The organism is Mycetohabitans rhizoxinica HKI 454 (assembly GCF_000198775.1).
Classification (GTDB): domain Bacteria; phylum Pseudomonadota; class Gammaproteobacteria; order Burkholderiales; family Burkholderiaceae; genus Mycetohabitans; species Mycetohabitans rhizoxinica.
Genome location: NC_014718.1, coordinates 68,002 through 79,934, shown reverse-complemented (window position 1 = coordinate 79,934; position 11,933 = coordinate 68,002). Strand labels below are relative to the sequence as shown.

Sequence of the window (11,933 nt, the reverse complement as noted above, 5' to 3'; positions counted from 1 at the left end):
CAAAACGGCGACTGCCATGCGCCCGTTCGCTGACAAATCACCTCATTGTACGACTGCCCGCTCACGCGACGCGCCTAAGCAGGAGGCCAAGTTGTCGTGCACCGCTTCACAGATAAGGCGACTACGACTATAAGGCGCCTGTTGTGACAACACAAGCTTGTTACCATCACTTAAACTGACAAATGTTATATAGGAAAAGCAATGAAGCACTCACGGCGACAAACGACAGCGGTCGACTTGCTGCCGCGCAGGGTATGGCGCTCATGAAAACGCTCGATCGCATATTCAAACGCCGCTCCCCCAACCCGTCTAGCTTCTTAGCATGAATCATGCCGCGTGCCTATTGGGAAGGAAGCGTGCGACTATGTCATGCAGGCCAGATCTGGAAATGCCCGGATCACCACAGGCCGAATAGATAAACGCGAGTCGCTAGCCGCCACCAGTCTGCGCTTGCGGTTTGCGGGTGGACCATAGAAAGTCCATACTCCCAATCTCGTTGATCGAGGTCACGAGCTGCTTGGGCTGCCGCAGCCGCGCCGCCTTGTTTCGCCGCGGCCTCTTATGCCGCAATGACAGCCCCGGCTCACGATAGAGCCGGTAAACCCTTTATCGTCTAATTCCTGTCAATAAGCTTTATCTCTGTTGCAATGCTTCATAGAAGCCGTCTCGTTGTCGTCTACGTGGTCGCAGTGCGCCACAACGTGCCGTTGAAAGTCGCTACAGCGTTCCGATGTGATTGCCGCGGTGGGACCGCAAAGAGGGTGAAGGAATCGCTGCGGCGACGTAATCAGCCTGAATGAGGTGTTCGGGTCTGGCAGTGCAAATAGTCAAATCGAATCCACTCTGTCATTACCTTGAAGTCTGTTTGCCCCTTCCACATAGAGAGCAGTACGGTCGCTAATTTGCGCGCGGTGGCGACCATCGCCTTGCGAGCGCCAATGCGAGGAATAAGCGTCAGTGCCCATCGTCTCAGATCGCAGTCCTGCCGGTATCGGGAGATTAGAGAAGACGCCGCTTCGAACAGTAGATGGCGCGTAAGCCGGCATCCTGCTTTCGAAATACCTGCGTTGCGATCGACATTGCCGGATTGATATTTCGTCGGCGTCAGCCCAAGGTAGGGTCCAATGTCACGCACGCTTGAGAAGCGGTCAGGATTATCCACAGCCGATGCAAACGCCACTGCAGTCAGCGAGCCCACGCCGGGCACGGTCATTAAGCGTCGGCAGACCGGACTTGCTTGAGCCACGCGACGGATGGCCTGATCGAATGCATTAATTTGAGTTCCAATATGGCGCAAGCTATCTATTAGGATATCAAGTACGCCTTGTACGAGAGATGAAGGGGGCATGTTTTGCTCGACAAGCCGTTCGAATGTCACACCTTTACCTGCAGGCAGGATGACGCCAAACGTCTTAAGTACGCCCCGAATCGAGCCTGTCAGAATTTTAGTGTGCCGGGGTCATGAGACGATAACGGAAATAACGTTCTATGACCAATGCAACCGTGACCAAGAGTAAGAATGCGAAGGCGCCGAAGCTGTTTCCCGATGAACTGATTGACCAACTGCTGGCGCAGGTGCAAAGCAAGGATGCCGAGTCGATTCTGGGCGAATCGGGCTTAGCCGGGCGACTGAAGAAGCAACTGGCTGAGCGCATGCTCGCGGCGGAACTGACGCACCATCTGGAAAGCGAAGTCGAGCAAGGTAAGGATGGCAATCATCGCAATGGGAGCAGCCCCTAGACGATGATCATGCCCAGCGGCGAACTGAAGTTGGCTATCCCCCGTGCTCGGCAGGCCAGGTTCGAGCCACAGCGGGTGGGTAAATATTAGCGCCGGCTGCCCGGTTTTGACGATCACGTCATTAGCCTGTATGCGCGCGGCATGAGCGTGCGCGAGATTCAAGGCCATTTGCGGGAACTGTATGGCCTTCAGGTGTCGCCCGATCTGATTTCGAGCGTCACCGACGAAGTACTGGCCGAGCTCGAGCAATGGCAGCAACGCCCGCTCGAGGCGATGTATCCGATCGTGTATTTTGACGCGCTTCGATTGAAGATCCGCGACGAAGGCACGGTCAAGAACAAGGCGGTGTACCTGGCGCTGGGCATCGGGGTCGACGGCCGCAAGCAAGTGCTGGGTTTGTGGATCGAGCAAACCGAAGGCGCCAAGTTCTGGCTGAAGGTGTTCAACGAGTTGAAGAACCGCGGCTTGCACGACATCCTGATCGCGGTGGTCGATGGTTTGCGCGGCTTTGCTGAAGCGATCGAGGCGGTGTATCCGGCTGCGCACATCTAGACCTGCATTGTTCATCTGATCCGCAATTCGCTGAAGCTGGCCAGTTGGAAAGAGCGCCAGCCTCTGGCTGCCGCGATCAAGACAATCTATCAGGCCGCCACGGCCGAGGCAGCGGCAGCGGCAGCGGCGCTCGACGCTTTTGCGCACAGCCAGTGGGGCCGCAAATTCCCCTACCGTCGCGGCCATGTGGCAGCGCCAATGGGAACAGGTCATACCCTTTTTTCGCCTATCCGCCCCAGGTGCGTCGAATCGTATATACGACAAACGCTATCGAGAGCATGCACATGCAGTTGCGCAAGATCGTCAAGAACCGCGGCCACTTTTCAAGCGATAAAGCGGCCAACAAACTACTGTATCTGGCCTTGCGCAACATCGAAAAGGATTGGAAGATGCCACCTATTATCTGGCGGCAAGCCGTCAACCAGTTCGCGATCCTGTTCGGCGACCGATTCATTTGTGCCATCAGCTGAGATTTTTTAACCAACCTCAGTACACAGAATTTCTGACACCTCCATTACCCGAGAGTAACATCATCCCCTGAGGCAACACGCGCCGGCACCAATGGATTCGTGTCCGCCCAATCCGGCAATGTGTTGAAATCCAGCACCGTACGAGAGGCCAAAGACGCCTCACCCAGCGCGGAGCGGCCCACTGCATCCGCGAGCACAATGCTCTGCGCCGCATCCGCAAGGATATGCGCGAGCCGTTCACCCCGTATACGCTGGGTCCTTGCTTTAGCTCAATACTGCAGTGTCGTGCAGTGCCATGCTGGCTCTTCGCCTAAAGCATAACAAACAGAGTACTTTTATTTAACTACCTATTGTAAAATCAAGGCTTTTATTTATCCCGCAGCATAATAAACCGAAATGGAGCCACGTTCATGAGTCAAAAAGCTTCTCAAACAAAATTTAAACCTTATACACGCCAATCCATTCAACAAGCGCATCAGTGGGCAACACTTCCCGAAAATCTACGTGAAGCAGTAAAAGTCATTTCTCGCGTTCTCCCATTCCGGACCAATCAATATGTTCTAGATACACTTATTAACTGGGAGCGTGTGCCAGATGACCCGATTTACCGCCTGACCTTTCCTCACTCAGATATGCTGCCGGCCGATGAATATGCAACGCTTCGGGACTTAGTGCTCATTAAGCAAGACGAAGCAGCCATCGAAAATGAGGTTAGAAAAATCCGCATGCGGATGAATCCACATCCAGCAGGACAAATGACACACAACGTCCCGATTTTAGACGGCAAGCGAATGCACGGCCTTCAGCATAAATATAAAGAAACGGTCTTGTTTTTCCCCAGTGCGGGACAAACTTGTCATGCTTATTGCACATTTTGCTTTCGCTGGCCGCAATTCGTCGGCATGGAAGGCCTGAAATTCGATGCAAAAGCATCGAATGAATTAGTCGCCTATCTGCGGCGGCACACAGAAGTCACCGATGTGCTGATCACTGGTGGTGACCCACTCATCATGAACACGCGCTCGCTAGCAGATTACATCGAACCGCTGCTCAGCCCTGAACTAGCCCATATTCAAAATATCCGTATCGGCACCAAATCCGTTGCTTATTGGCCGCAAAGATTTGTAACAGATAAAGATGCTGATGATCTTTTGTGGCTTTTTGAAAAGGTTGTCAATGCCGGCAAAAATCTTGCTGTAATGGGCCACTACAATCATCCAGTCGAATTACGTCCAGATATCGCACAAAAAGCCGTGAAGCGCATCGTGTCATCTGGCGCCACGTTACGGATGCAATCACCTTTAATTCGTCACATCAATGACGATGCAAAAGCATGGGCTGAACTTTGGACGACGGGCGTTCGATTAGGGGCAATTCCTTATTACATGTTCATCGAGCGTGATACAGGCCCGCGCCAATACTTCCAGCTCCCTTTAATTAAATCCTACGAAATTTTCCAAGCAGCTTACCAGTCCGTCTCAGGTTTGTCTCGGACAGTGCGTGGTCCTTCAATGAGCGCTTTTCCGGGTAAAGTTGTCGTTGATGGTATCGCAACGATACAGGGTGAAAAAGTGTTTGCTTTGCAATTTTTGCAAGCACGCAATCCGGATTGGGTACGCAGACCTTTTTATGCAAAATTTGACCCGAACGCAATGTGGCTTAATGATCTGACTCCTGCGTTTGGCGAAAAGCGTTTTTTCTTTGAAGAAGGGATCTCGCCAGAAATAATAGAGAAATCGTCAGCCGACACGAAGCCAATCGTCATGTTGGCTTCCCATCCATTAAAGTAGACGTTGTCTACTTGCGCTCTTATTTAGCGAGATGGTGGTTCAACGGGGCCGTTATCGGCGTGGGCGTGGGCGTGGCCTACCCGTCCCACCTTCTCTACAAAAGACCACGCTGGCGCGGCGCGCCCAATACGGCGCCACGCGGCACCCTCTCGTCGTGTCAACTCGCGGCTTTCCGACCCCGTCTGCGAGCGGCCGCGCGGACGTCGGTCACCATCACAATGGCCTCGTTCCATAAGTGCTACAGTGCCTCTTGCTGCGTGAGCGATAATGCCGATAGCTTCTTGCGCATGCGCATAGCGCGATCCAGCGCGCCGGTGCCGCCTTCGGCCACCCAATCCACGAGTCAACAATTGAGCAGTTGCGCAAGCTGTGCCAGCTGGTCAAGTCCAGGTAATATTTTGCCGCGCTCAATTTGCGACAGCGAGGCCTGCGCCAGTCCCGCCGCTTCCGAGCGCTGCTCCTGTGTCAAGCCACGCAGCCTGCGCTGACGCGCGACGGCTTGGCCTACCGTCCGCGCCAATTTGCTGCGCGGGCCATTTTCCTGCGTCACCTGCCCTTCCCGTTAAACTGGAACAGTGAGTGTGCTGGCAAATCCCATGATGCTGATGGTGACGCTGGCTGACTTAATCCGAGCGATTGCGTGCGTCACGACACTGGACCGGCGTATGATGTGTCACTGGATTCATGCCAGCGAGTTTCCCGAACGGGCGCAGCGTCCACCAGCGACCAGCAAGCTGGATCCCTATTGAGGCTATCTTGCCCAGCGCTGACGTGAAGGCTGTCAAAATGCGGCGAGGTGATATTGGGAGATCGTGAGCCGAGGACTCAGCGGTAGTTGCGGCATCGTGCGCCAAGCCCTCCAACCTTGGCAACAAACCAGTACGCCCACGCAGCAGCAACACATGTATGCGCCGCGAGCGGTGCCTTGCACTCGCCGCGTAGCTGCGGGTTACTGAATCAGGGGGCACAGCGTCATTCACCGACGACAATAAGCGGCACATCGAGCGTTTTGTTCCACAACTCGGCGAGCGCTTTTTTGATAGCACATCCTGTAACATAGCTTTGTTTAGCGACAAATCCACCATCGCGCCTAAGCCTCACGCACTCTTCCTCGAGTTGCTTCAACCGGCTTAGCGCCGACGGGCCTGGGCCCCATACTTCTGCCGCCAATTGTAAAATGTCACATCGCTGATGCCCATCTTGCGGCATACCTCAGCCACCGGCGTACCCAGCCCTGTCTGCTTCAACGCGAACGCAATCTGTTCTTCAGTGTACGGGCTCTTCTTCACGACATGACCTTCTGCTTGCCAAGGTAGCACCATCATGCCGGATTTTTTATTTTTGCATGGCCCAGTTTTTGGCCAGCCTCACAGACTTTCTACGGTAAAGCGACCGGCAGCCGGAGCGCTGGAATGGGGATATCCGTGGCGCGCTCGACGATTTCGTTCAGAGGTGCCCAGTGCCGAATAACAGGTTATCCATGCGCCAACGAGCAATACCAGGATTTCTATAAGGGTTTGTAAACGGCTGGGGCAAGCAGCGGCAATCCGAGCTTAGGCGTCTTCTTGAAGGCAATTACGGCACTCGCCTTCAATCGCGCAAACTAACAACACTCACAGGTAATTTTTTCCTTTCTGCGCCGCGCCGCCGGTGAAAACCGTCAGTCAATTATTTTTAATCCAGTGGTTGGCTCGGCTGTCGGCGCGTTAAGGTATAATGGATAACCTTGTAGGGCCGCCGGTCGTCGTAAAGAACTAGCTGGCATTGTTTATGCGCACACACGGTAGAAGGCAAAAAGCTAAGCGATGTTTGATCATCGAAAGTGACCACTATCCCGGCCCCAAGTGGTTAGTCTGCAATCAAGCTTGCGCGGTGGGGCTATATATAGGGTGCTAACTTGGATGATGTCGCAACGAATGAAGGAATATTTGCGGCAAGCGCAAGAGCATGGCCAGACACGGAAACCTCAAGATACAGGGTAATAGAAGAAGGAAATTGTTCAAATAGAGTCCATGCCACCAAGCGCTTCGTCTATCCGAGGCGTAGGCATAGGCGTGCAAGCGAGTTGACTCAGCCCGCGTCTGTCCGGGGTATCTTTAACTTAACATAGGGAATGAACATGGCGACATACCAAGAGTTGCGCGCTCAAATTGAAAAGCTTGAAGCGGAGGCAGAAGCCTTACGGGCGCGAGAATTGGAAACGGTGATCGCACAAATGCGTGAGAAGATCACCGAATTGGGGATCACGGCCGAAGATTTATTTGGGCGTAAGCGTCAAGCTCGCGGCACTGCCCATGCGAAGCAGCCGGAGCCGAAATACCAGAATCCCAAAACGGGTGAGACCTGGAGCGGTAGAGGTCGGGCGCCGTCATGGATTGGAAAGAATCGCGAGCGCTTCTTAATCCAAAAATAAGGTGGAGCGGCATGTTGGTGAAGGAAGCGAATGTGCCGCTGTAGTCCGCGTTAATTTTTGCCGCACCCGCAAGGCTAGTGGCAAAAATCTCGTTGTGGCACCGGCTTAACCCGGTGCACCGCTGTTGACGACGGCAACGAGCACAAGTCCTGTCTGATGCTGTGGTAATAAACGGCTTACGGGTTTGACCTGCTAGCGAACGCGAGCAATGGGTGACGACCTCGCCGAAGATGCGTGAAGTCTGCCTGCATTTGCTTGCCAAGCGCCGTTTCAAATCGCACCACTGGCTCGGGCTCTTGTGCTCGATACGCATTGATGAATGGCTTAAGTTGCGTCACGCCGTCGGCATAGCCCAACTTTTGCATCTCTCGGTGTCATACCATTGCCGCAATCCAGTGCGGGCGAGCAGCCTCGATGCGCTCGCGCAGAGAGTCTTTGCACGAATCGAGCTTCGCCGCTTGCGCTTCGCGCTCCGTATCGCCACGCCTCGGCCTCACACAGATACCGTCGCACGGTACAGCACGAGCAGCCCAGCTGCTTGTCTATCTCCCGGGTCCGTACGCCACGACTCGCCAATACCCTGGTTTCTAATGCTTGCTCCTGGGCCATCATCGTCGGTGGGCAAAAAACCACCCTCTTCGCCCAGCAAGCAATTTTTGCCCGACGCCCCAAAGCACGCGATTGTACAGACCGCCAAGCGGCTCGGATTGATATGCGAGTGCGCTTATGCGGTAAGCTGGACGGGCCTTTATGCCATCTGAGAATGAAGAGGAAATGATGGCTTTTCGCGAGCGTGTGAATACGTCCATAAAGGAGGCAAACGATACGCTCGATGATACGCTGTCATTCGTCGCAGAGTCGAATAAACACATCACAGCGATGACGGAAGGTAAACGGTAAACAGGTAACCGACAAGGTATGGGGCGCACTCAAGAGCGTTACCATGGAAAATGAGTCCGAGCGCGGCACACGCCGCGGCGCGCTAGGCTAGCATCAAGCCCGGCGCAGCATGGATGACTGACGGCGATAAGCCGTACAACGATGTCACCGACACCCATTAGCTGGTGCAGCTGGGCTGCTGGGCGCACGCGCGTCGCTACAGGATCGGGGCGAAAGAGAACCTGCCGAAGGCGCAGCGTGGTCGCGATCATCCCACCAGCGAATTCATTCGACTGTCGAGCGGCTGTTTGAGATCGAATCGCGCTGCGAAGACAGGTCGCCGGAGAATCGGTTGCTCGCAAGGCAACGCCAGAGTCGTGTGGTCCTCGGATAAATCGAGGCACTGCTTCTGCGTCAGTTGCACGCCGTGTTGCCGCAAAGTGCCTTCGGCAAAGCACTGCACTACCTGCAAGGTCAATGGTCGAAGCTGATTCGCTACGTCGAGAACGGCACCTGGCCGATCTCGAACAATGCTTGCGAGAACGCGATCCGGCCATTGACTGTCAACGTCGGTTAAAAAAACCGACTTTGCTTACGGTACAGTCGCCGGTGCGAATGCCGCCGCCAGCCTGTATTCGCTGATCGAAACCTGCAAGGTAAATCGCCTTGAACCGTATGGCTATCTCGTCGCACTGTTCAGGGCCATATCACTGGCAAACACTGCCGACGAGTACCCTGCCCTGTTGCTGTGGAGGGCGCACCTCAACACACTGACGCATGGCAGAGCGCCCGCGCAAACCACGATCCATTGGCGCAACGAAGAACTATCAGGTAGCGATAGTGACGACATAGCTTCCAAAAACGCCATTTATGCGTGTGATCGCTGTTCGATTAGCCTGAGTCTGTTATCCTCGCGGGGGCAAAGATTCGATAGACTATCGCTTCGCCCGGCCCACGCTGACGAGCCATGCTGTTCACAACCCGACGCCAGGAATTTCCGAAATGGAGCAGCACGCCTCGTCGCCGTGCCGTCATGATTATTGGCAAGCGTGGCAACGGTAATTGCCAAGCTTTGAGGTGATTGAGGTGAACTCATCGTGCCATATGACGTTATTGACCACACCCGGGATGTTTGACGTGGTCGCAGAATTTTGCGTGTCGCTATATGGGCAAGAGTGGCTCAAGGGTAAGCGCGGTGTCAGAAAGAACTGTCTTAACGTAGGAGGTTAATTTTAAATAGGGAACGATACTGCCAGCGATATCGTGTGCAACTCGGATGTCGACAGTATCGTGACAGGGTTACGAAAAAATAGAGGTGCCTGGTTTTGTAGCCGGGTAAATTGTCCGCTTGTTAGCATAACGGACCGGCTTTTTTCATGTTTCAAGACATGCGGTGCATCCCTAGCCGGTCATGATCGACGGAGACAACATGACATCTAGTCTAAGTACAGGTGCCGCCGAGCAAGTCGCGGCTGTGCCATTCCTCTCCAAGGAGCGCATTGTAGCGAGGCCAGGCTTCAACCGCTGGCTGGTCCCTCCGGCTGCCTTGGCGATTCACTTGTGCATAGGCATGGCTTATGGCTTTTCGGTCTTTTGGCTACCCTTGTCGCAGGCCATCGGCATGACCCATCCCATGGCCTGCGGCCCCGAAATCGGCTTCTTGCAAGAGTTGTTCGTCACGCATTGCGACTGGAAGATCTCCACGCTGGGATGGATGTATACATTGTTCTTTGTGCTGCTTGGCAGTTCTGCCGCCATTTGGGGAGGCTGGCTGGAACGAGCCGGTCCGCGCAAGGCTGGCGTGGTCAGTGCACTATGCTGGTGCGGCGGCATGCTGCTTTCCGCACTCGGCGTCCACCTACATCAGTTCTGGCTGATGCTGCTGGGCTCCGGCGTGATTGGCGGTATTGGTCTGGGTCTCGGGTATATCTCGCCAGTCAGTACACTGATCAAATGGTTTCCAGATCGGCGAGGCATGGCTACCGGCATGGCCATCATGGGATTTGGCGGCGGCGCGATGATTGGCTCGCCGCTCGCCACCGAACTCATGGCGGCCTTTGCTACGTACGAAGGAGGGGGCGTGACGCAGACGTTTGTCGCTATGGCCGCAATGTACTTTGTATTCATGATGAGTGGCGCGCTGGCCTATCGCGTACCCCCGCCCGGATGGGCACCCGCTGGCTGGAAGTCCACTAACGATCGGGCAGATGGCGCCATGGTGACTCAGCACCATGTCCATGTGAAGAGAGTGTGGGGTATCCCGCAGTTCTGGCTTGTTTGGATGGTGCTTTGCATGAATGTCTCGGCCGGCATCGGGGTTATCGGCATGGCCAGTCCGATGCTGCAAGAAGTCTTCGGTGGACACCTGATTGGCCAAGCCATGTCATTCTCTGATCTCAACAAAAAACAATTGACGTCAATAGCGTCTTTGGCGGCCGGTTTTACCGCGCTGCTAAGTTTGTTCAACATCGGTGGCCGGTTTGTCTGGGCCAGTCTTTCCGATAAGTTCGGACGCAAGCAGACTTACACCATTTTCTTCGTGCTAGGCATGCTTCTATATGCCAGCATTCCGTCGAGCATCACTGCCGGGTACTTGATACTCTTTGTTGTTGCTGTCTGCGTCATCGTCAGTCTGTATGGTGGAGGGTTTTCCACGGTGCCGGCTTACTTGGCCGACCTGTTCGGCACTCAATTTGTCGGTGCCATCCATGGCCGACTACTCACAGCTTGGGCCACCGCCGGCATTCTTGGACCGGTCGTCGTGAACTACATGCGCGACTACCAGCTTGCTCTGGGCCTGCCGCGTGAGCAAGTGTACAACCAGTCGATGTATATCTTAGTTGGCATGCTGTTAGTGGGCTTAGTTTGCAACCTTCTGATCAAGCCAGTGCACCCGAAATATTTCATGAGCGAGCAGGAACTCGCGGAGGAGAAACGCGTGGCGCACCCTGCGCCACCCATGTGCGAGCTGTCTGCCGAAACGCCCACCATGCGGGCGTCTGGCAGCAGTGCGCTGGTCGTGCTCGCTTGGGTCGCGGTTGGGCTGCCACTCGTGTGGGGCATCTATCGCACGATGCTCAGTGTTGTGGCGCTCTTCCACGGCTAGTGCCCGTTAGATTCAACCCGTCATGAAGCACTACCGCTGCAATCGATACATCCGCGCGATTGCACGGGGGTCACAACATTGGTCTGGCGGTGTGGCACTGGGTTCATGGTGGTGGAATCGGTTGCAGCACTTGCAGCAACGCCTGTTAAAGCAACCGATACCGATCCGTCACTGTCGGGATGCCTAGCTTGCGCTCACCTGCGCCTGGCTTGGGGATTGTCACCCATCGCGCCGGCCCCGGCTGATACGTCCGCCGCAACCGCGGCTCCCGTATCACCAGCCAAGCGCTCACCAGAGGGTACAACCTCACTTCATTCGCGATGGCCAACTGAAGGCGGGACCGACACCCATAGGGGTGTACCCATGCTGGGCACACCCCTCAAAAAAAAGCACGGCTAGCAGCCGTGCATCCATTCGCGGTCCGGAATCGTCTGGCGCGCTCCGTAGCCCGCGTCTCTCAGGTTCCAACTCCACCCTCTCTATCGGGATTTACCGCCCAAAATTTAATGTATCAGTGGTTTGACGCACTGTAAAGAACTGATTTTGGGATTTTAACCCCGCGGCCTCTTGCGAAAAGAGGTGGTCGGCGCTTCTGGCGTTCACCCTAAAAGCGATTGGCCGCCTTTGACACGCTATCGGTAACCGATTGCGACGGCGCAGTGTCCTTCAAACCGTGCGCCTTAAAAAATGCCCTATCCTACCGTCATAAAAGCGAAATTGATGCTTACGGCACCGGGCGCCGGGTACTCGATCAACCGCGTCTTTGGATAAATAACACGGCGACAAGAAGATCTGAGACGGACGCTCGGCTCGCCGTACGCAGACCGAAGTGCCAGCGAATAGAAATAGCCCGTCTTCCTTCATGCTCGACGGGCACTTCGCCCTGCAGCGTCAGCGCAAGCGGATCGGACAGCCACACTGGCTCAGCGCTGGAAGTCATGGACAGACCCGAGATTGAGTCACTGCGTAAGTTCATCGAGCGC

Annotated in this window: 6 protein-coding genes and 4 pseudogenes; 6 read left to right on the top strand and 4 right to left on the bottom strand. The window is 55.0% G+C overall.

Features of this window, described 5'->3' with window-relative positions:
• Positions 1-471: 471 nt before the first annotated feature.
• Both RBRH_RS19190 and RBRH_RS17620 read right to left on the bottom strand, forming a co-directional pair.
• Positions 472-606 (bottom strand): annotated as a pseudogene (locus RBRH_RS19190) (IS3 family transposase); the annotation flags it as partial.
• 181 nt (positions 607-787) lie between these two features.
• On the bottom strand, positions 788-1,378 hold the full coding sequence (locus RBRH_RS17620; protein ID WP_013428368.1) for an IS110 family transposase: 591 nt from the start codon (positions 1,376-1,378) through the stop codon (positions 788-790).
• A gap of 110 nt (positions 1,379-1,488) precedes the next feature.
• On the opposite strand from RBRH_RS17620, the pseudogene RBRH_RS12500 reads away from it, so the two are divergent.
• Together RBRH_RS12500 and RBRH_RS12495 are read left to right on the top strand one after the other, a co-directional pair.
• A pseudogene (locus RBRH_RS12500) lies at positions 1,489-2,762 on the top strand (IS256 family transposase).
• A gap of 410 nt (positions 2,763-3,172) precedes the next feature.
• Entirely contained in the window at positions 3,173-4,552 is a 1,380-nt protein-coding gene (locus tag RBRH_RS12495; RefSeq protein WP_013428363.1) for a KamA family radical SAM protein, read from the top strand.
• A 343-nt stretch (positions 4,553-4,895) separates the two neighbouring features.
• On the opposite strand, the gene RBRH_RS20420 is transcribed toward RBRH_RS12495, so the two are convergent.
• Positions 4,896-5,102 carry a helix-turn-helix domain-containing protein gene (locus RBRH_RS20420; RefSeq protein WP_013428361.1) on the bottom strand — a complete coding sequence of 69 codons (207 nt, stop codon included), beginning with the start codon at positions 5,100-5,102 and terminating at the stop codon, positions 4,896-4,898.
• Positions 5,103-5,133: 31 nt separating this feature from the next.
• Here RBRH_RS20420 and RBRH_RS19685 point away from each other — a divergent pair, with 31 nt between their 5' ends.
• Positions 5,134-5,301 carry a hypothetical protein gene (locus RBRH_RS19685; protein WP_162145563.1) on the top strand — a complete coding sequence of 56 codons (168 nt, stop codon included), beginning with the start codon at positions 5,134-5,136 and terminating at the stop codon, positions 5,299-5,301.
• Between the two features lie 282 nt (positions 5,302-5,583).
• Here RBRH_RS19685 and RBRH_RS17600 read toward each other — a convergent pair.
• Positions 5,584-5,841 (bottom strand): annotated as a pseudogene (locus RBRH_RS17600) (transposase); the annotation flags it as partial.
• Between the two features lie 830 nt (positions 5,842-6,671).
• Between RBRH_RS17600 and RBRH_RS12480 the strand changes: the two are divergent.
• The 3 genes and pseudogenes from RBRH_RS12480 to RBRH_RS12460 all read left to right on the top strand — a co-directional run bounded on the left by RBRH_RS12480 (position 6,672) and on the right by RBRH_RS12460 (position 10,950).
• Positions 6,672-6,965, top strand: coding sequence for an H-NS histone family protein (locus RBRH_RS12480; RefSeq protein WP_041754940.1), 294 nt, complete (start codon positions 6,672-6,674; stop codon positions 6,963-6,965).
• A 956-nt stretch (positions 6,966-7,921) separates the two neighbouring features.
• Positions 7,922-8,599, top strand: a pseudogene (locus RBRH_RS21580) (IS66 family transposase); the annotation flags it as partial.
• 674 nt (positions 8,600-9,273) lie between these two features.
• Positions 9,274-10,950, top strand: a complete 1,677-nt coding sequence (locus RBRH_RS12460) for an OFA family MFS transporter (RefSeq protein WP_049786569.1) — start codon at positions 9,274-9,276, stop codon at positions 10,948-10,950.
• The last annotated feature ends 983 nt before the right edge of the window (positions 10,951-11,933 follow it).

Bases quoted from the DNA above. Each gene is read 5' to 3' on its own strand.
- RBRH_RS12495 (WP_013428363.1), top strand. From the start codon at position 3,173: ATGAGTCAAAAAGCTTCTCAAACAAAATTTAAACCTTATACACGCCAA.
- RBRH_RS12460 (WP_049786569.1), top strand. From the start codon at position 9,274: ATGACATCTAGTCTAAGTACAGGTGCCGCCGAGCAAGTCGCGGCTGTG.
- RBRH_RS12480 (WP_041754940.1), top strand. From the start codon at position 6,672: ATGGCGACATACCAAGAGTTGCGCGCTCAAATTGAAAAGCTTGAAGCG.